Origin of the sequence: Caballeronia telluris, assembly GCF_001544495.1 — a bacterium.
GTDB lineage: Bacteria > Pseudomonadota > Gammaproteobacteria > Burkholderiales > Burkholderiaceae > Caballeronia > Caballeronia telluris.
In genome coordinates, this window is the sequence record NZ_FCNZ02000004.1 from 131826 (window position 1) to 151444 (window position 19619).

Annotated in this window: 19 protein-coding genes; 11 read left to right on the forward strand and 8 right to left on the reverse strand. The window is 67.3% G+C overall.

Annotated elements, in window-relative coordinates:
* Both hutC and AWB66_RS06865 read left to right on the forward strand, forming a co-directional pair.
* A complete protein-coding gene (gene hutC / locus AWB66_RS06860) occupies positions 1-804 on the forward strand; it encodes a histidine utilization repressor (RefSeq protein WP_087629532.1) in 804 nt (267 codons plus the stop codon).
* A 291-nt stretch (positions 805-1095) separates the two neighbouring features.
* Positions 1096-2064 carry a ferritin-like domain-containing protein gene (locus AWB66_RS06865; protein WP_087629533.1) on the forward strand — a complete coding sequence of 323 codons (969 nt, stop codon included), beginning with the start codon at positions 1096-1098 and terminating at the stop codon, positions 2062-2064.
* A gap of 4 nt (positions 2065-2068) precedes the next feature.
* Here AWB66_RS06865 and AWB66_RS06870 read toward each other — a convergent pair whose 3' ends face one another.
* Positions 2069-2935, reverse strand: coding sequence for an NmrA family NAD(P)-binding protein (locus AWB66_RS06870; RefSeq protein WP_087629534.1), 867 nt, complete (start codon positions 2933-2935; stop codon positions 2069-2071).
* 151 nt (positions 2936-3086) lie between these two features.
* Between AWB66_RS06870 and AWB66_RS06875 the strand changes: the two genes are divergently transcribed.
* On the forward strand, positions 3087-4064 hold the full coding sequence (locus AWB66_RS06875; RefSeq protein WP_087629535.1) for a LysR family transcriptional regulator: 978 nt from the start codon (positions 3087-3089) through the stop codon (positions 4062-4064).
* Here the strand turns inward: AWB66_RS06875 and AWB66_RS06880 are convergent.
* Complete coding sequence (locus AWB66_RS06880) at positions 3955-6135, reverse strand: FUSC family protein (protein WP_087629536.1); 2181 nt, start codon at positions 6133-6135, stop codon at positions 3955-3957. The genes AWB66_RS06875 and AWB66_RS06880 overlap by 110 nt on opposite strands.
* Positions 6136-6313: 178 nt before the next feature.
* Here AWB66_RS06880 and AWB66_RS06885 point away from each other — a divergent pair, with 178 nt between their 5' ends.
* Positions 6314-6586, forward strand: a complete 273-nt coding sequence (locus tag AWB66_RS06885; RefSeq protein ID WP_087629537.1) for a hypothetical protein — start codon at positions 6314-6316, stop codon at positions 6584-6586.
* Positions 6587-6648: 62 nt separating this feature from the next.
* Here the strand turns inward: AWB66_RS06885 and AWB66_RS33605 are convergent, their stop codons facing one another.
* Positions 6649-6786 carry a hypothetical protein gene (locus AWB66_RS33605; RefSeq protein WP_159462884.1) on the reverse strand — a complete coding sequence of 46 codons (138 nt, stop codon included), beginning with the start codon at positions 6784-6786 and terminating at the stop codon, positions 6649-6651.
* 232 nt (positions 6787-7018) lie between these two features.
* Here AWB66_RS33605 and AWB66_RS06890 point away from each other — a divergent pair, with 232 nt between their 5' ends.
* Positions 7019-7861 (forward strand): alpha/beta fold hydrolase, encoded by an 843-nt coding sequence (locus tag AWB66_RS06890; protein ID WP_087629538.1) that lies wholly within the window; start codon positions 7019-7021, stop codon positions 7859-7861.
* 89 nt (positions 7862-7950) lie between these two features.
* Complete coding sequence (locus tag AWB66_RS06895) at positions 7951-8424, forward strand: hypothetical protein (protein ID WP_087629539.1); 474 nt, start codon at positions 7951-7953, stop codon at positions 8422-8424.
* Position 8425: 1 nt separating this feature from the next.
* Here AWB66_RS06895 and AWB66_RS06900 read toward each other — a convergent pair whose 3' ends face one another.
* Together AWB66_RS06900 and AWB66_RS06905 are read right to left on the reverse strand one after the other, a co-directional pair.
* Entirely contained in the window at positions 8426-9754 is a 1329-nt protein-coding gene (locus AWB66_RS06900) for an MFS transporter (protein WP_087629540.1), read from the reverse strand.
* 110 nt (positions 9755-9864) lie between these two features.
* Positions 9865-10824, reverse strand: a complete 960-nt coding sequence (locus AWB66_RS06905) for an MBL fold metallo-hydrolase (protein WP_087629541.1) — start codon at positions 10822-10824, stop codon at positions 9865-9867.
* A 194-nt stretch (positions 10825-11018) separates the two neighbouring features.
* On the opposite strand from AWB66_RS06905, the gene AWB66_RS35080 reads away from it, so the two are divergent.
* Positions 11019-11768, forward strand: coding sequence for an IclR family transcriptional regulator (locus AWB66_RS35080; RefSeq protein WP_407642270.1), 750 nt, complete (start codon positions 11019-11021; stop codon positions 11766-11768).
* Positions 11769-11775: 7 nt separating this feature from the next.
* Positions 11776-12564: an IclR family transcriptional regulator gene (locus AWB66_RS35085; protein ID WP_087629542.1), complete on the forward strand. Its 789-nt coding sequence runs from the start codon at positions 11776-11778 to the stop codon at positions 12562-12564.
* Here the strand turns inward: AWB66_RS35085 and glgA are convergent.
* The 3 genes from glgA to AWB66_RS32835 form a co-directional block, all read right to left on the reverse strand.
* The gene (glgA, locus tag AWB66_RS06920; RefSeq protein WP_087629543.1) at positions 12561-14024 is read right to left on the reverse strand and encodes a glycogen synthase GlgA; all 1464 of its coding nucleotides are present in this window, start codon (positions 14022-14024) and stop codon (positions 12561-12563) included. The genes AWB66_RS35085 and glgA overlap by 4 nt on opposite strands.
* 77 nt (positions 14025-14101) lie before the next feature.
* Complete coding sequence (glgC, locus tag AWB66_RS06925; protein WP_087629544.1) at positions 14102-15373, reverse strand: glucose-1-phosphate adenylyltransferase; 1272 nt, start codon at positions 15371-15373, stop codon at positions 14102-14104.
* 107 nt (positions 15374-15480) lie between these two features.
* Complete coding sequence (locus tag AWB66_RS32835) at positions 15481-15825, reverse strand: hypothetical protein (protein WP_125469671.1); 345 nt, start codon at positions 15823-15825, stop codon at positions 15481-15483.
* 90 nt (positions 15826-15915) lie between these two features.
* On the opposite strand from AWB66_RS32835, the gene pdxY reads away from it, so the two are divergent.
* The 3 genes from pdxY (at position 15916) to AWB66_RS06940 (ending at position 19592) form a co-directional block, all read left to right on the forward strand.
* Positions 15916-16797, forward strand: coding sequence for a pyridoxal kinase PdxY (pdxY, locus tag AWB66_RS06930; RefSeq protein WP_087629740.1), 882 nt, complete (start codon positions 15916-15918; stop codon positions 16795-16797).
* Between the two features lie 148 nt (positions 16798-16945).
* On the forward strand, positions 16946-17746 hold the full coding sequence (locus tag AWB66_RS06935) for an SDR family oxidoreductase (RefSeq protein WP_087629545.1): 801 nt from the start codon (positions 16946-16948) through the stop codon (positions 17744-17746).
* Positions 17739-19592 carry a glycoside hydrolase family 15 protein gene (locus AWB66_RS06940; protein WP_268811139.1) on the forward strand — a complete coding sequence of 618 codons (1854 nt, stop codon included), beginning with the start codon at positions 17739-17741 and terminating at the stop codon, positions 19590-19592. The genes AWB66_RS06935 and AWB66_RS06940 overlap by 8 nt, the downstream gene beginning before the upstream one ends.
* The last annotated feature ends 27 nt before the right edge of the window (positions 19593-19619 follow it).

A 19619-nucleotide genomic window follows, 5' to 3' on the forward strand; every position in this document is an offset into this window, starting at 1 on the left:
ATGTCGGGAACTCCGCACACGAAGCCGGCCGAGCCGGCGCACAAGGCCCTCGACACCGCCGATACCGATGCCGACACGGACGCCCCGCTCGCCCGCTACGCGCAGGTGAAGACCTACATCCGCGGCAAGATCGAGGCGGGGACGTGGCAGCCGGGCGATCGCATTCCTTCGGAACTGAGTCTCGTCGAATCGCTCGGCGTGTCGCGCATGACGATCAACCGCGCGTTGCGCGAACTGACGGGCGAGGGCTGGATCACGCGGCTGTCGGGCGTCGGCACGTTCGTCGCGGAGGCGAAGCCGCAGTCCACGCTGCTGATGATCGCCCACATCGGCGACGAGATCCGCGCCCGCGGCCACGAGTACAGCTCCGAGACGCTTCTCGTGCAGCGCGAGAGCGCGCCCGCCGCCGTGGCGAACGCACTGAGCCTGCCGCCGAGTTCGTCGGTGTTTCATCTGATCTGCGTGCATCGCGAGAATGGCGTGCCGGTGCGTCTCGAAGACCGCTACGTCAATCCGGCCGTCGCGCCCGCGTTTCTCGACCAGGATTTCACGTCCCTGCGCCCGTCCGAATATCTCTCGGCGACGGTGCCGGCGCACGAGATCGAACATGTCGTCGATGCGTGCCTGCCGACGCGCTCCGAAGCCGAACTGCTGGAGATCGCAGCCGACGAACCGTGTCTCACGCTCGTGCGCCGCACCTGGTCGGGCGATGCCGCGGTCACGTTCGTGCGCTTCGTGCATCCCGGTTCGCGCTATCGGCTCGGCTGCCGCTTCAAGCCCGACGACTCGCGTTACCAAAGCTGATCCGCCGCGACGCCGTAACGCTCGCCGCTTCCTCTTCCCTCCTCCCGGTATGTCCTGCGTGAGCACCGACGCCCGCGTTTTATTTGCGTCGCCTTGCATCCGTCCTCGTCACGCCTTCGTAACTGCTGTTGAAGACAGCCCGCGGTCGCATCCGTTCGACCCGCCGCCTCTTCGCGTTCTTCGCGCCCGCGCATCGCCATCGTCCTGTCGCGCAAGGCCGTTTCTTGCGTCCCGGAGCGCGCAGTCCCGCAGGCACGTCGTCAAATCGACAAACCATTGAAGGAGATCACCATGAACGATGCTTCCATGCTGATGGGTGTGATGGACCGCCGCGCCGAACGACGCGCAGAGCGGCGCCGCTTCTTTCGCAACGCGGGCGGACTGGGGCTCGGGCTCGTCGGCGGCACGCTCATCAGCGCATGCGGCGGCGGGTCGGGCAACAACGTGATGGCAAGCACGACCGCGCCGACCGACGAAGAAATCCTCAACTTCGCGCTCAACCTCGAATATCTCGAAGCGCAGTTCTACGCGTATGCCGTGACGGGCGCCGGACTGCCGGCCGGCATGCTCGGCGGACAGGGCACGCAGGGCGCGGTGATCGGCGGCGCGCAGGTGCCGTTCCAGGACCCGCTCGTCTCGCAGTATGCGAAGGAGATCGCGCGCGACGAGATGGAGCACGTCACCTTCCTGCGGACCGCGCTTGGCGGCGCGGCGGTCGCGCAACCGGCCATCGACATCGGCGGGACCGATCCGAACGGCGCGTTCTCGACGGCGGCCCGCGCGGCGGGTCTCGTGGGCGCGGGCGTCGCGTTCAATCCGTACGCGAACGACAACAACTTCCTGCTGGGCGCGTTCATTTTCGAGGATGTGGGCGTGACCGCGTACAAGGGCGCGTCGCCGCTCATCAGCAACAAGACGTATCTCGAAGCGGCGGCCGGCATTCTCGCCGCCGAGGCCTATCACGCGGGACTCGTGCGCACGACGCTCTATGCAAAGGGACTCGAAACGCCGAGCCTGCGCACGGCGGCCGGCGCGATTTCGGACGCGCGCGACAGTCTCGACAACACGGTCGACGACGACCAGGGCATCGTCGGCGCAACGCCCGACATCGCCAATATCGTCCCGCTGGATCAGAACGGACTTGCGTTCAGCCGGAGCTATGCCGACGTGCTCAACATCGTCTATCTGACGAGCGCGTCGGCGGTCAAGGGCGGCTTCTTCCCGAATGGCGTGAACGGGACGCTGCACATGAGTTCGTAGGCGTTCACGACGCCCGTTCGAGCAGACCACGCAGCACCGCTTCCAGGCCGACATCGCCCTTCACGATGCCGGCCGGGTCGCCTCCGAAATCGATCCAGCCTTCGTTGAAGCCGTCGAGCATCTGGATGCGCGGCATCGGGTCCTTCGTGCCTTGCGATCGGAAAAGCGCGCCCCACGTTTCGCGCGGGACGGCTTCGGCGCGAACCGGCCGGCCGAGGATGCGTGCGAACGTATCGGCGATGTCGTTCGGCGTGACGCGCTGCGGCCCTTCCAGTTCGACGATGCGCTTTCCGTCCCAGGTTTCCAGGAGCATGCGCGCGGCCACGCGCCCGATGTCCGCCGTGGCGATCATCGGGACTGGCTTGTCGAGCGGCTGCAGGAAGCTTTGGATCACGCCCGTGTCGCGCGCCGACGCGGCATCCCACGCCGCGTTCTCCATGAACCACGCGGGGCGCAGGAACGCGACGGGCATTGGCAGATCGCCGAGCGCTTCTTCCATCAGCGTGCGCTGCGTCAGCAGGTTCGACTGCTTCGCCTGCGCGCCGATCGTCGACAGGCACACGACCTTCGCAGACCGCGCCGCTTCGAGTGCCGTTTTCACGGCGTCGATGACCGCGCGGGCTTCGGGGAAGCCTGGCGATGGGTCGAATTCCGATGGCGGCAGGATGAAGACGCCTTGGGCGTCGCGGAACGCTTCGGTGAGCGATGCGGCATCGGTCATGTGCGCCACGGCCAGGGCGCAGTTGCGATCGGTCCATGCGCGGCCCTTCTGCGCGTCGCGCACGACGGCGCGTACTGGGATGTGCTTTTCCAGCAGCGCGTTGGCTAGTGCTCCGCCGACCTGTCCGGTAATGCCTGTGATGGCGTACATGGTTCCTTTTCCTTGTGAAGTGGGAGTGCATGCGTTGCATCTTAGGCGTCCGCCAGTGTTGATGGAATCGACGCTGCGTCACATAATTGGTGACTTTTAGTCAGTAATTGGTTTGGACGGTGCAAATCAAACCCGCCCAAAGGAACAAAAAATGAGCTTCGACAGCCGCATGCTGTCCAACATCAGCATCCTGACGGCAATCGTGGAAAGCGGCAGTTTCGCGCGCGCCGCCGACGCGCTCGGCCTGACCCCTTCCGGCGTGAGCCGCGCCCTCGGCCGGCTCGAAGCAAAGATCGGCGTGCGACTCTTCGACCGCACCACGCGCTCGGTCTCGCTGACCGACGAAGGCCGCCAGCTCTACGCGGAAATCGCGCCGCTCATCGCGGGCATCGGCGACGCGCTCACGCTCACGTCCAGTTCCTCAGAAGCCGTGCGCGGCCGCCTGCGCGTCAACGTCGACGGGTATTTCTCCCGGCGCATGCTCGCGCCGCACATCGCGAAGTTCCTCGACCGCTATCCGGACATCTCGCTCGAACTGGCGGCGCGCGACCAGTTGGGCGATCTCGTCGCGGAAGGTTTCGATGTCGCGGTGCGTTTCGGCCAGCCGCCGTCGTCGTCGCTCGTCGCACGCAAGCTGCTCGATACGCGCACGATCACCGTCGCCGCGCCGTCGTATGTCCGCAGGCGCGGACGCCCCGAAACGCCCGACGATCTCGCCCGCCACGACTGCATCCAGATGCGCAATACGCTGACCGGTGAACCGCTCGAATGGCAATACCGCGCGGCCCGCAAGACGCTGACCGCGAAGACGAGCGGGCGGCTGGTCGTCAACGACGCGGGCACGCTGCTCGGCGCGTGTCTCGCAGGCGCCGGCATCGCGCGGCTGAAGGCGGGCGGCGTGCAGGAACTCGTCGAGAAAGGACGCCTCGTCGAACTGCTCGCCGACTGGACCGGCGAATCGTTCGATCTCTACGCGCTCTATCCGTCGCGTCACCTGCCCGCGGCGAAGGTGCGCGCCTTCATCGATTTCGTGGCGGAAGTACTGGATGCGCCAGCGGATCAGACGACGCCCCAGGCGCCGCGCGGCCGGCCTGGTCGAGCAGCGTCGACAGCACGCTCACCTGATTGACCGCGTCGGCTTCCAGCCGCGTGAGCCGGATCGCCGGAAACGTGCGGGCGGCGGCAGCGCCCGCGTGCGCGCGCAGGCGTTCGTCGAGCGCATGGGCACTCGCGCGCACCCACGCCACCAGCCGTTCGTTGGGCGCGGGCGCGTCCGTCGAAAGACGCGCTCGCGTGGCCGTGCCCGCGATCCGGCGCAACAGCGCGAGCGCCGTCGAACCGAGCGCTTCGGTCGCCGATGCGTTGAGCCGCTCCAGACGCAGCCGCGTGAGCGTTTCCTCCGCGTTGTTGCTCGCGAGGCCCGCCGCGCGGCGCAGCCGCTCCAGTTCGGCATCGTTCGTGCGCGCCTTCGCGAGCGCGGCGGCAAGGTAGGCGAGATTCGCGTCGATGGCGCGCGCGAGCTTGTCGTCGAAACCGGCGCTCTCGCGGCTCGGCCACAGCAGAAAAGTCGCCGCGATCGCGATCACGCAGCCGAGCACGTTGTTGCCGAGGCGTATCGCGGCGAACGCCGGCGCGGGGCCGGTCTGCGACGCGAAATCGGCGACCAGCACGAAAGTCGGCGTCATGAAAAACACGAAAAGCGCATAGCTCACGGTGCGCAGCGCCATCGTCGCGCAGACGAGCGGGAAGACGAAAAGCGAAATGCCGAGCGGCGTATGCACGACGAGGCCGAGCCCCGCGGCGACGAGCGCGCCCGCGACGCTGCCCGCCGCCCGCTCGACGCTGCGCGGCCAGCTCGTCGCGATCGACGGCTGGAGAATCAGCAGGGTCGCCATCGTCGCCCAATAGCCAAACGGAACGGAGAGCGCGCGCACGATCAGGAACGCGAGCGTCGTCGCCACGCCCACACGCGCCGCGTGCCGCACGGCGATCGACTCGCCCGACGCGTTCGCCCTGAGCGTCTCGCGCGCGCGGCGCAGCACGCTCGCGGCGGCGGCGCGCCAGTGCTGTAGCGGCTCGGACGCCGCTTCCACTTCGGCGGGCTCCGTGCAGAATTCGAGCGACGTCCGCTCGCCGATCGCCGCATCGAGCCGTCTGCCGAGCGTGCGCAGGCGTTCGTGCAACTGCGGTGATTCGGCCGACGACGCCCACGATTCATCCGTCACCACGCCGCCGATGCGCTGCAGCGTCGCCGCGATGGCGTTCAACGCGCGCGCGGCGCGACGCGGGCTCGGCAGCGGAGCGTCCGGCGCGCTGCCGCCGCGCTCGCACGCGTCGCTCGCGGCGATCAGGTAGGCGAAGATCTGCTCGCTGTTCGCGAACGCGATCAGGAGGTCGTTGTAGCTGCGGCGCCGGTCCGTCCTCGCCGGCGGAATCTTGCCGAGCGCGACGCGCGCGGTCTCCACGGCGATTCGCGCGCGGCCGCGGAACGCCGCGGCGTGCGCGGCCCAGTGCGTCGCATCGGCTTCCTTGTCTTCGACGAGGCGGGCGCAGTCGCGCGCCATGTCCGCGAGACGCTGATAGGCCGCGCGCAGTGCCGCGCGTCCCGGCCCGAACGGGTGGATGCGCCAGACGGTGAAGCTCAGGAACGTCGCGAACGCACAGCCGGCGAAGTACAGCGCGAGAAAGCGCCACTCGGCCGCGCCGCCGTGAACCGGCCGGTCGACCATCACGACGCAGGCCGTCGCCGCGAGAATCGCGACCTGCGAGGCCGCCGCGCCCCAGATCCGCCCGAGCGCGCCGAGCGTCGAAAAGACGAGGACCGCCGCCGTCGCCGCCGCGAAACCGTGCCCGGAAGCCCACGCGGTGAGGCCGCCGCAGAGCGTCGAGAGCAGCGCGAACGCCGTCATCGACGCAAAGCGCATGCGGTTCGAACCGGCCGCGTCGGCGAGACAAGTCCAGAACGCGCCGATGGCCGCATAGGAAAAATCGGGCTGATGCAGGAAATTGCCGACGAGCAGCATCGCCGTCGATGCGCACGCGGCGCGCAATCCTTCCGACAGGTTCGCCTCGGCGAAAGCGAGCGACACCATCCACGCGGGACGGCGGCGCGCGAGCGTGTCGAGAAATGCCGACCACGCGCGCGCCTGCCGGCCGGCCAAGGTCGCGGACCACGCGCGCCAGTCAGCCAGGCGGCGCATGGAGCATGGCCTTCGGACGCGCTGAAATCGAACGGGCGGTCGCGTTCATGAGGCCGCCGCGCACGTTCTCACCATGATTTTTCGCGGCATTGACACGCGTTTTTGACGCGCGCAATTTTGTGTTGCAACGCAGCAAGCGAGCCATCCGAGCCGTTTCTTTTCGTGCGCGAGGTGCGTCATGTGGAAAATCATCCTGTGCGGTTCCGTGATCGTCGTGGCGTCGACGTCGGTTCCCGGCCAGTCGTCGGTCGCGGCGGACGAAGATCGCCGGCAGGCTTCGCCGGAGGGCGCAGAGATGCAGGTCGCAGAAGCCGCCGGGCGGCCGGGGCCGGTCGTCCGGGCGCGCTACGACACGATGTGCGGCGCGAATGCGCGTCGCGTGCAAGTCGACCTGCGCGGCTCGATCGACGGCGGCGCGCGCTGCAAGCTCGAAGCGGGCGAAGAAGAATGAGCGGCCGGCCGCCGCGCCGGGGAAACGGCGGCGACGGCCGGGTACGAAACGACCGCGACGAATCAGTGCGCTTCGTGCTTCACGTGCTTGGCAGGCGGGTACTTGTGATGATGATGCGTGCTCTTGGCGATCGCCGCGGTCGAAACGGCGAAGGAAGCGAGCAGCAAAACGGCGAGACCTTTCTTGACGACATTTTTCATCGGACGATCCATAGGTGAGTTCGCGGGGCTGATTCGGTTGACGCATCGCGTGTGCGCCGACGCCGCGATGCGGGATTAGTCTAACGCGTCATTTTTCCGGATGTCGAGATGGGTCGGTGTGTGCGCATGGCATTACCTGTGACGTAATTGTTCCCCTTCCCTCGAACTGCGACGATGAAGTCATCGAACGGCGCCTGCCGCGCGACCTTCCCGCCACCCAGAGGAGAACATCATGCTCACCGCCGCCACGCCTTTTATCAGCCGTCCGAGCCACGTCACCACGCGCGACGGCGCCGAGCTTTTCTATCGCGACTGGGGCACGGGCCGGCCGGTCGTGTTCATCGCGAGCTTTTCGCTGCCGAGCGACATGTGGGCGTATCAAATGTTGCCGCTCGTGCGCGCCGGCTTTCGCTGCATCGCCTTCGACCGGCGCGGCCACGGACGTTCGAGCGACCCCGGCCGCGGCTACGACTACGACACGCTCGCGGACGACATCGCCGCCGTCATGGACACCCTCGATCTCGAAGAAGCGACGCTCGTCGGCTATTCGATGGGCGGCGCCGAAGCCGTTCGCTATCTCACGCGTCACGGGACGGCGCGGGTCGCGCGGCTCGCGCTGATCGCGTCCACGCTGCCGATGCTCGCGAAGACGCCCGACAATCCGGACGGCTTCGAACCCGCGCACGTCGAGATGTTCCAGCGCGATCTCGTCACCGACTACCCGCGCTGGCTCGCGGAAAACGCGCGACCGTTCGCGGGGCCGGAGGTATCGGAGGCGATGATCGAGTGGATTCGCGAGATGGCGTTGCGCACGTCGCAGTTCGCGCTTTCGGCGTGTTACGGCACGATCAACGGCGGCGACTTCCGTGCGGAACTTGCGACACTCGACGTGCCGACGCTGATCGTGCAAGGCGACCACGACGCGTCGAATCCGCTCGAACTGACCTCGCGGCGCACGGCCGCGCTGATGCCGGATGCGCGGCTTGTCGTGTATGAAGGCGCGCCGCACGGCGTGTTTCTGAGCCACGCGGAGCAGCTCAACGCCGACCTGCAACGGTTCGCGAGCGGCGCCTGAGCGCCACGCGCGTGACCGGGTAAACGAAGCTGAATCGCGCGAACGGGCGGTGATACCTTACAAGGCGTCGACGAAACCGGAGCATCGCGATGATCTTCCATGCATCCATACCCGCCCGCGATCCGCAACGCGCCGCGAGCGTACTCGCCGAACTGTGGGGCGGCTTCATCGCGCCCTTCGCCGTCTTCCCCGGCTCGTGGATCGCGGTCGCGGGCGACGAGCGCGGCACGGTCATCGAGGTGTATCCGGCTGGCCGCGTCCTTCATCCCGCCGGGGCCGAGCCGGGCGTCCTACCCGCCGACGCGCCGCCCGTCCGCTACAGCGCGTTCCACCTCGCGGTCGCGACGAAGCTGCCAGCGGAGGACGTGATCGCGATCGGCCATCGCGAAGGCTGGCGCGCGGAGCGCTGCACGCGCGGCAATCGCTTTTTCGACGTCATCGAACTGTGGATCGACAACGCGACGCTGATCGAATGCCTGACGGACGAGATGCAGGCCGACTATCTGGCGTTCGCGACGCCCGACAACTTCCGCGCGATGGCGAACGCCGCGCCGCCGCGCTGAACTACGCGCGCTTGGCCGGCTCCTTCGCGACACCCAGCATCAGCGCGAGGCCGCTCGCGAACAGCAATCCGGCGAGCAGATAGACGGCGAGGTCCATGCTGCCGGTCGTCGTGCGGATCTGGCCGATCACCCACGGGCTCACGATGCCGCTCGTAATCCCGATGCTGCTGATGAGCGCGATTCCCGCCGCAGCGGTCTTGCCCGTGAGATAGCTCGACGGCACGGCCCAGAAAATCGGCAGCGCGGCGAAAATCAGCACGCAGGCGAGCGAGAGAATCGCGAGCATCGCCGGAAAGCTCGGCAGATGCAGCGTGAGCGCGGCGAGCGCGATGCCCCCGCCGATCGTGCAGCACGCGAAGTGCTTGCGGCGTTCCTTCACGCGGTCGGAATGGCGCGCGATCAGGATCAGGCCGACCGCGCCGATCGCGTTCGGCGCGACCGAATACAGGCTGACCGAAACCACGTCCTTGATGCCGAAATCGCGGATCATCAGCGGCATCCAGAAACTCAGCGTCAGCGAGGCGCACGTCAGCGAAAAGTAGATGAACGCGAACAGATACACGCGCGGATTCTTCAGCGCGGCGAATAGGCTGTCCGAATCGTGGGCGCCCGCTGCGGCGTGACCCTGAGCGCACAGCGTTTCCAGCCGGTCGCGCTCGTGCGGCGTGAGCCATTTCGCGTGGCGCGGCGAATCGACGAGATAGACGAGCGCGACGAACGCGAGCAGCACCGCCGGCGCGCCTTCGATCGCGAACATCCACTGCCAGCCGAAGAGGCCCATCACGCCGCCCATGTCGCGCATGATCCAGCCGGACACGAGCCCGCCGAACACGCCCGCCACCGCGACGCCCGCGAAGAACACCGAGAGCACCGCCGCACGGCGGTTCGCCGGAAACCAGTAGGTCAGGTACAGCACGATGCCGGGGAAGAACCCCGCTTCGAACACGCCGAGCAAGAAGCGCAGCAGATAGAAGTGTCCCGGCGTCGAGACGAACATCATGCCGACCGACGCGATCCCCCACAGCAGCATGATCCGCGTGAAGGTGCGGCGCGCGCCGTACTTCGCGAGCAGCAGGTTGCTCGGCACTTCGAACATCACGTAGCCGATGTAGAACACCGCGGCGCCGAGGCCGTACATGGCGTCGCTGAAACCGAGGTCGTGCTTCATCTGCAACTGCGCGAAGCCGATGTTGATGCGGTCGAGAAACGACACGACATAGCAAAGAAACAGAAACGGGATGATGCGCCACGCAACCTTGCGCAGCAGCAGGTCGTCCTCATCCGCGACGACGGTCACGGGGACCGTCGCCGGATTGATCGGCTTCGACATGTCTCACTCCAGAAAGCGGAAAAAGCGGGATGGATCGGCGTCTTCGCGCGCCGTCGGTCCGGGATGGGAGGCGAACGGCGAGCGCCGTTCGCTTGGGTTAGGGCAAAGGATCAGTCCTGCAGCGCGGCCCACATTTCCTTGTCGCGCTGGGCGGTCCAGATGCGCGGATGCGCGAGGCCGCTCGCTTCGTCGTAGGCGCGCGAGACGTCGAACGGCAGGCAGTGCTCGTAGATGAACACCTGGCCGAATTTCGGGTCCATCGACTTGCGCGCGAGCGCCATCGCGCCCTTCAGGTCGAGCTTTTCCGCGACCGCTTCACGGCCCGCCTGAAGCAGCGTCGTGACGAAATCCTTCGTGTAGTCGATGCCCTTGTTCACGTCGGCGGGCGAAAGCAGCGCCGGGCCGCGTCCCGGCACGAGCTTGTCGGCGCCGAGCGCGCGCAGCGCTTCGAGCGTCGTCGGCCATTGTTCGAGCTGGGCGTCGCCGCAATAGCAGGCCGCGTCGTACTCGACGAGATCGCCCGAAAAAAGCACCTTCTGCGACGGCAGCCAGACGACCGTGTCGCCCTTCGTGTGCCCCGAGCCGAGATGCGCGATCTTCACTTCGAGCTTGCCGAGCCACAGCGTGATTTCCTTCTCGAAGACGAGCGTCGGCCAGGTCAGGCCGGGCACGGTCTCGACGCCCGCGAAGAGGCGCGGAAAGCGTTCGATCTCCGACTTCATGTCCTGCTCGCCGCGCTCGACGATCATTTCATACGTGCCGCGGCTCGCGATGACCTGCTGCGCGCCTTCCGCGAAATACGCCGACGCGCCCAGCACGCGCACCGCGTGGTAATGCGAGAGCACGACGTACTTGATCGGCTTGTCGGTGACGCTGCGGATTTTCGCGATCAGGTCTTGCGCCATCGCGGGCGTGGCCGTCGTATCGACGATCAGCACGCCGTCGTCGCCGATGATCACGCCCGAGTTCGGATCGCCTTCGGCCGTGTACGCGTAGGCGTTCTCCGAAAGCTGCGTGAACGTGATCTTCTTCTCTTCCAGATCGGCCTGCGATGCAAATGCCTTTGCCATATTCGTCTCCTGCGTGTTCGTGGGAATGAGCTTGTGGGGATGGGATCATGATCGGCTGCATCATGATATTTGTCAACAGCAAGTCGCTTTGTTATTTGCAAACACCGGGTAAACGCCGGGTCGTTTTCCATGCAAACCCGGCGGGCGGCGCGTCGGCTACCATTTGCCTTTCTCAATATTCACCGGGATTTTTTTTGGCACAGCAATCGACCAGCGACGCGCCGGAAAAGAAGCAGCGCGGCGTGCAGAGCGTCGAAGTGGGCGGACGGCTGCTCGACGCGCTCGCGCGCCACCGCACGCCGCTCGCGTTGAGCGCGCTCGCCGACGCCGCGCAGCTCTCGACCGCGCAGGCGCATACCTATCTCGTGAGTCTGACGCGGCTCGGGCTCGTCAAGCGCGACGCACTGAGCGGCGACTACGAACCGGGCCCGCTCTCGCTGCGGCTCGGCCTGATGCAGCTGGAGCAGCAGAACGCGTACCGCGTCGCCGTGCCGCACGTTGCGGCGCTTGCCGAGGCGACGGGCGCGAGCGTCGCGGTGTGCGTCGGCGGGCCGCAGGGGCCGACCATCGTGCGTTACGAGCGCGGCGGGTTTCCGCTGCACGTGAACCTGCACGTCGGCACGGTGATGTCGCTGTCGGCGACGTCGACGGGGCGCGTGTTCCGCGCGTTCTACGATCCGGCGCGCGTCGCCGCGATGCGCGCGCATCAGAAAGACGACGCCCCGCTCGCCGACGACGACCTTCGCCGGCGCGGCATCGAGCGCAGCATCGACGCGCCGAGTCCCGGCATCAGCAGCATGAGCGTACCTGTGTGCGATACCGACGGGCGCATGCAACTCGCGCTGACGGTGATCGGCTCGTCGGGCTCGATCGACGTCGCGTGGGACGGGCCGGTCGCGCGGGCGCTCCTCGCCACCGCGAAAGCCATCGCCAACCTGCTCTGACGACGCCATGAATTCCCCTCTCATCGACGACACCCGCGCCCAGCGCGGCATCAACGCGCTCGACAACACGGGCGAACTGCTCGTCGCGCTGGCGGGCGCAGGCAAGCCGCTCTCGCTGCGCGATCTGGCGGCGGCCGCCGGCATGCCGGCGGCGAAGGCGTTTCCGCATCTGGTCAGCCTGGTGAAAACCGGCTTGCTCGCGCGCGACGACGCCGGTCTTTTCGAAGCCGGGCCGCTCGCGCTCGAACTCGGGCTGATCGCGCTCCAGCGACTTTCGCCGATCCGCGACGCCGAACCGGAAATCGCCGCCCTCGCCGCCGATACCGGGATGAGCGTCGCGGCTGCCGCGCTCGGCCCGCTCGGGCCGACCGTCGTGCGGCTGGAGGAATCGGCGCGGCCGCAGCACGTGAGCCTGCGGATCGGCACGGTGATGTCGCTCGTGAATACGGCGATCGGGCGCGTGTACGCGGCGCATCTGCCCGACGATGTGCTGTTGCGCCTCTTGCAGCAGGACGCGATCCGCCTCGCCGGCGCGACGCTCGCGCCCGATGAAGGCTACCGCGAACGCCTCGCCGCGATCCGCACCGGTGGCCTCGACACGGCGCTCGGCGCGCCGGTGCCCGGCATCCACACGCTGGCCGCGCCGGTTTTCGATCACACGGGCAGCGTGTGCCTTGTGATCGCGGTCATCGGGTCGTCGGGCGGGTTCGAGAGCGATCCGCACGGCGCGCTCGCCACGCGCCTGTTGGCCGCGACGCGGCGGCTGTCGTGGCGATTCGGGTTCGTCGAGGCTTAAGCGAGCAGCCCGCGATACACCGCGTCGTATTGCAGCGCCGCCGCTTCCCAGCCGAAATTCTGCTCCATCGCCCGCCGCGTCACCGCCTTCCACTCCGTGCGCCGCGCCTTGAGCGCAAACGCGCGCCGGATCGCCGCGACGATGCCCGCGCGGTCGAATGTCTCGAAGACGAAGCCGGTCGCGCGTTCGTCGGCGAGGTTTTCCAGCGATGAATCCACCACCGTATCCGCGAGTCCTCCCACCCGATGCACGAGCGGCAGCGATCCGTAAGCGAGCGCGTACAACTGCGTGAGCCCGCACGGCTCGAAGCGCGACGGCACCATCACGATGTCGCTGCCCGCGATGATCGAATGCGAGAGCGTTTCGTCGAAACCCAGCTCCACCGCCACCGCGCCCGGATGCGCCGCCGCCGCGTTCTTCATGCCGGTTTCGAGCGCCGGGTCGCCCGTGCCGAGCACGGCGAGCTGGCCGCCGCGCTGCACGATGTCGGGAATCGCCGAGAGCAGCAGGTCCAGCCCCTTCTGCTCCGTCAGACGGGAAACGACGCCGAACAGCAGCGCGCCGTCGTTCTGTTCCAGTCCCATGCGCGCCTGCAACGCCGTCTTGCACTTCGCCTTGCCGGCAGGCTTCGCGGCCGTGTAGCGCGTGTCGATCGTCGTGTCGGTCGACGGATTCCAGATCGAGTAATCGACGCCGTTCAGGATGCCGCTGATGTCGTGCGAGCGCGTCTGCAAGAGGCCGTGCAGGCCCGCGCCGTGATGCTGCGTCTGGATTTCGCGGGCGTAAGTCGGGCTGACCGTCGTGATGCGCTCGGCGTAATACAGCCCCGCCTTCAGGAACGAGACGTGGCCGTAGAACTCCAGCCCCTCGACCGCGTAGAAATCGGGCGGCAGTTGCAGCACGCCGTAATGCGCGGCGGGAAAGACGCCCTGATAGGCCAGGTTGTGCACCGTCATCACCGACGGCACGCGCGGCCTGCCGCTCGCGCGCTCGAACGCGCGCAGGTACGCGGGCGCGAGCCCGGCGTGCCAGTCGTGCGCGTGCACGACGTGCGGCGTCCAGCCGGCATCGGCGCCCGTGGCGACGCGCGCGGCCGCCCAACTGAGCAGCGCGAAGCGGCGGTCGCTGTCGGCGTAGGGATGATGCGAGGCGTCGAGATACGGATTGCCCGGCCGGTCGTAGAACACATCGGCCCGCACGACGTACACGACGACGCCGTGCGGTTCCAGCACGCCGCGCTCCAGCCGCACGTCGCCGATGCCGAACGCGTGCCCCAGATCGGCGACCGGCTCGACGCCGCTCAAACCCGCGAGGACGGCCGGAAAAGCCGGCAGGATCACGCGGGCGTCGGTGCCCAACTGCGACTGCGCGGGCGGCAGCGCGCCGACGACATCGGCGAGCCCGCCGGTTTTCAACAGCGGATACATCTCAGCTGCGACGTGCAGCACGCAAACGGTCATCTGCGATTCCTTTTATTGATTGTGTCGCGGACGTCGGCCGCTCCAGCCCCTTCAAGCCACTTGAAGCCGCTTCGGCGCTACTGGTCGAGCCGCCGCAGCGCCTCCTGCGTGACGAGCGTAATGCCGTTCTCGGTGCGGAAAAAGCGCCGCGCATCGTCTTCCGCATCCTCGCCGATCACGAGTCCTTCCGGCACGGTACAACCACGGTCGATCACGACGCGCGTCAGCCGGCAATTCGGTCCGACAGTCACCTGCGGCAACAATACTGCCTCGTTGATATGACAGAACGAATGCACCCGCACCGCCGACGACAGCACCGACTTCGTCACATGCGAGCCCGAAATCACGCAGCCGCCGCAGACGAGCAGATTGGTGATCTCGCCCTGCTGGCCGTTGAGGTCGCGCACGAACTTGGCGGGCGGAAGCTGCTCCTGATTGGTCCAGATCGGCCATTTGCGGTCATAGAGGTCGAGTTCCGGGATCGTCGAGGCGAGGTCGAGGTTCGCCGCCCAGTAGGCGTCCACGGTGCCGACGTCGCGCCAGTAGGCGGGCGCGTCCGGGTCGCTGTCCGAGGTGACGCACGACATGCCGAACGGATGCGCGATCGCCCGGCCGCTCGTCACGACGCGCGGGATGATGTCCTTGCCGAAATCGTGATCCGTGCTCGACGCCGCGATGTTTTCCTCGAGCAACTGGAACAGGTACTTCGAACTGAACACGTAGATGCCCATGCTCGCGAGCGCGATGTCCGGCTTGCCGGGCATCGGCGGCGGATCGGCGGGCTTTTCCAGGAACGCGGTGACGCGGCGGTCCTCGTCGACGTGCATCACGCCGAACGCGACCGCCTCCATGCGCGGCACCTCGATGCAGCCGACCGTGCAGTCCGCGCCGCTCTCGACGTGGTCGAGCACCATGCGCGTGTAGTCCATCTTGTAGATGTGATCGCCCGCCAGCACGACGATGAATTCCGGCGCGATCGAACGGATGATGTCGAGGTTCTGGAACACGGCGTCGGCCGTGCCGCGATACCAGCTCGAATCGACGCGCTGTTGCGCCGGCCAGATATCGATGAATTCGTTGAACTCGCCGCGCAGGAAACCCCAGCCGCGCTGGAGATGGCGCAGGAGCGAATGCGCCTTGTATTGCGTGACGACCGCGATGCGGCGGATGCCGGAGTTGAGACAGTTGGACAGCGCGAAGTCGACGATGCGGTATTTGCCGCCGAAGTGGACAGCGGGCTTCACGCGCTTGTCGGTGAGGGGTCCGAGCCGGGTTCCGCGCCCGCCGGCGAGAACAATAGCAAGCGTGGACTTCTGCAAATCGGTGCGATTCTTTGCCAGCGTCTCCATTCCAGCCTCCTGATTTGACTTGCGTTTTTGGTGTCGGTCTTCGTCTTTGAATCGCCTGTTGTCCTATTTATCGTATGAAGGTTGCGTGGCACGCACGCGTCGGAACATTATCCGGCGCATAAGAGAAATAGTGTGCCCGGAATGTTCGATTTTTTATCGCGCAGCGCGCGATTGAAGCGCTTTTCGATCGGCCGTCGCGATGAGCGCCGTGAGCAATTGCCATGCCGTTCGCGTCGCACGAAACGCGCCGGTGTTGCAACGGCGCGACCATTCGTGCACTGCAACGCGCGTCGGATGCCGGCAAGCACCGGCTTTGCAATTAAATAACGCTGCCGCAATGCCACGGCGCGCGGCGGCGCGGCACAATAGGCTTCGGCGCTGACGGGCCGCGCTTTCCGGTTTCGTTCTGTTTCTGTCCGGATCGCGGGGACCGGCGCGTCGCGGCAATCCATGCTTCACGCGGCTCGCGCATCGCGGCGCGAGTCCTTCGATCAACCGAGCATCCCGTCTTGCAGGGCGCCGTCCGAATCCCGGAAGAGATCATGAACAACGTCCTCAGTATTCAGTCGCATGTGGTTTTCGGTCACGCCGGCAACAGCGCGGCCGTGTTTCCCATGCGCCGGCTCGGCGTCAATGTGTGGCCGCTCAACACCGTGCAGTTTTCGAATCACACGCAATACGGCCGCTGGACCGGCGGCGTGTTCGACGCCGACGAGTTGCAGAACGTCATCGACGGCATCGGCGCGATCGGCATGCTCGCGCGCTGCAACGCGGTGCTTTCGGGTTATCTCGGCGCGACCGAGCAGGCGCGCGCGGTGGTGGAGATCGTGAAGACGGTGAAAGCCGTCAATCCTCGCGCGCTCTTCTTTTGCGACCCAGTGATGGGCGCCACGGGCGGCTGCAGCGTCGAGCCAGGCATCGAAGACTTCCTCGTCACGACGATGCCCGAAGTCGCCGACGCGATGATGCCCAACCATATCGAGCTGGAAAAGCTGTCCGGGCGGACGATCGAGACGGTGGAAGACGCCGTCGATGCGTGTCGCGAGGTGATCGGGCGCGGGCCGCGCTTCCTGCTGGTGAAGCATCTGATCGACCGCAACAGCCGCGCCGACACCTTCAACATGCTGGTCGTCAGCGCGACCGAAGCGTGGTTCGCGCAACGGCCGCTCTACCCGTTCGCGCGGCAGCCGGTGGGCGTGGGCGACCTGACGAGCGCGGTGTTCGTCGCGCGCACGCTCCTCGGCGACTCGTTGCGCGACGCGCTGGAACACACGCTCGCGGCCGTCAACGCGGTCGTCAAGGCGACTTATCAAGCCGGGCGGTACGAGCTGGAAATCGTGGCGTCGCAGGACGAAATCGCCAAGCCGACCGACCGGTTCCCCGCGATCCGCGTATCGGGCAACGACAGCGCCCGGCGGGCCTGAGGCGCGCGCCAGCGCGCCTAAGCGCGCGACCGGCAGATCGCGCGCTTAGGCGCTGGCCGACCCTGCCGGGTCCGGCACTTGCTGCCTCGCCGAAGACGCGCCGCTGTGACTGGCATCCGCCGCCGGGGCGCGTCCCCAGAGGATCGCCATGCACAAACCCCTCGAAGGCCAGACCGCGCTCGTCACGGGCGCAAGTTCCGGCATCGGCTTCGGCGTCGCCGAGGCGCTTGCGGCAGCCGGCGCGGCCGTCGCGATCAATTACCACTCGCACGGCGAGCCGGCCGAAAAGCTTGCCGCCGACATCGAAAAGGCCGGCGGCAGCGCGTTTGCCGTCGGCGCCGACGTCTCCGACGAAACCCAGCTCGACGCCATGTTCGACGCGGTCCGCGAGCGTTTCGGCACGGTCGACATCGTCGTGGCGAATTCGGGCCTGCAAAAGGACGCGCGTTTCATCGACATGACGCTCGACGACTGGAACACCGTCATGAGCGTCAATCTCGCCGGCCAGTTCCTGACCGCCCAGCGCGCCGTGCGCGAATTCGTGCGACGCGGCCCGCGTCCGGTGTCGAAGGCGCTCGGCAAGATCATCTGCATGAGTTCGGTCCACGAGATCATTCCGTGGGCGGGCCACGTGAACTATGCGGCGTCCAAAGGCGGCATCCAGATGATGATGAAATCGCTCGCGCAGGAGGTCGCGCCGCAGCGCATCCGCGTGAACGCCATCGCTCCCGGCGCGATCCGCACGCCGATCAACCGCGACGCCTGGGACTCGAAGGAAGCGCTCGACAAGCTGCTGAAGCTCGTGCCCTACGGGCGCATCGGCGAAGTCGACGACATCGGGCGCGCCGCCGTCTGGCTCGCGTCGGACGAAAGCGACTATGTCGTCGGCACGACGCTCTACGTCGACGGCGGCATGACGCTCTATCCCGGCTTCGCGGACAATGGCTGACCCCGCCCGCGCGCAGGACGCCCGCGCGCACAAGCGCGTGCCGTGCAGCACGCCGATCGAAGAACACGGCGTGATCGGCAACATGACCACGACGGCGCTCGTCGCTACCGACGGCGCGCTTAACTTCATGTGCTATCCGCGCGTCGATTCGCCCACAATCTTCGGCGCGCTGCTCGACGCGGCGCGCGGCGGCCATTTCCGGGTCGCGCCCGCGTTCGAGCGTCCGCGCGTCAAGCAGATGTACCTGCCGGAAACGAACGTGCTGGTGACGCGTTTCATGTCGCCGGACGCGGTGTGCGAGGTGCTCGACTTCATGCCGCTCACGCGTTCCGGCGACGATGCGCCGAACTGCGTCGTGCGCGTGGTGCGCTCGGTGTTCGGGCGCATCCCGGTGGCGATGCGCTGCGCGCCGCGCTTCGATTACGCGCGCACCGCTCACACGGCCGTGCAGCCCGACCCGCACAGCGTGCGCTTCGAGCCGGCGGGCGGCGGCGAGCCGCTCACGCTGCTTTCGACCGTCGCGCTGTCGATCGAAGACCACGACGCCTCCGCCCATTTCGAACTCGACCAACACGACAGCGCGTGCTTCGTCTTCGGCGCGGCGTCCGAGCCGCTCGAGCGCGGGCAGCCGTGCAAGGCCTTGCTCGACGAAACTGTCGCGTTCTGGCGCGCGTGGGCCGCCGAATCGACTTATCGCGGACGTTATCGCGAAGTCGTCCTGCGCTCGGCGCTGCTGCTCAAGCTGCTGAGTTCGCGCGAGCACGGCGCGATCGTCGCGGCGCCGACGTTCGGCCTGCCGGAGACGCCGCAGGGCGGCCGCCGCTGGGACTATCGCTATACGTGGATCCGCGATGCCGCGTTCTCCGTGTACGCCCTCCTGCGCCTCGGCTATACCGGCGAAGCGCAGCATTTCATGCACTGGATCGCCGAGCGCAACCGGCGCTGCGACTCCGACGGCTCGCTCTCCGTGATGTACGCGGTCGACGGCGAAAAGCCGCCGGAAGAAGCCGCCGCCGACCGGTTGCACGGCAGCGGCGTCGCGCCGCCGCTCATCGGCAATGCGGCGCGCGACCAGATGCAGCTCGACGTCTACGGCGCGCTGATGGACGCCGTCTACCTGTACAACAAGTACGGCGAGGCGGTGTCGCACGACGGCTGGCGGCACGTGACGCGCACCGTGAATTACGTCGCCGGACACTGGCACGAGCCGGATCACGGCATCTGGGAATTTCGCAACGGCCCGCGCGCCCTGCTGCACTCGCGGCTGATGTGCTGGGTGGCGCTCGATCGCGCGCTGCGCCTCGCGCAAAAACGCTCGCTGCCTGCGCCGCTCGCGCAATGGTTCGACATGCGCGACCGCATCCACGCGGACATCCACGAGAATTTCTGGAACGACGACCTGCAAAGCTTCGTACAGACGCCCGGTTCCACCGTGCTCGACGCGTCCGTGCTGATGATGCCGCTCGTGCGCTTCATCGGGCCGAAGGACGCGCGCTGGCTGTCGACCCTCGATGCGGTCGGCCGCGACCTGCGCGTCGATCCGCTGATCTTCCGCTACACGCGCGGCGGCGCGCTCGACGGCCTCGACGGCGAGGAAGGCGGCTTTTCCGCCTGCTCGTTCTGGTACGCGGAAGCGCTCGCGCGGGCGGGACGCGTCGACGAAGGGCGGCTCGTCTTCGAGAAGATGCTTGCCTATTCGAACCACGTGGGGCTTTACTCGGAGGAAGTCGCGTTGGACGGCGCGTCGCTCGGCAACTTCCCGCAGGCGCTCACGCACCTTGCGCTGATCAGCGCGGCCTTCCAGCTCGACCGCAGTCTCGAAGGCCGTCACGCGCCGTGGTCGTGAGCGGCGCGTTCAACGCTTCCGAAGGAA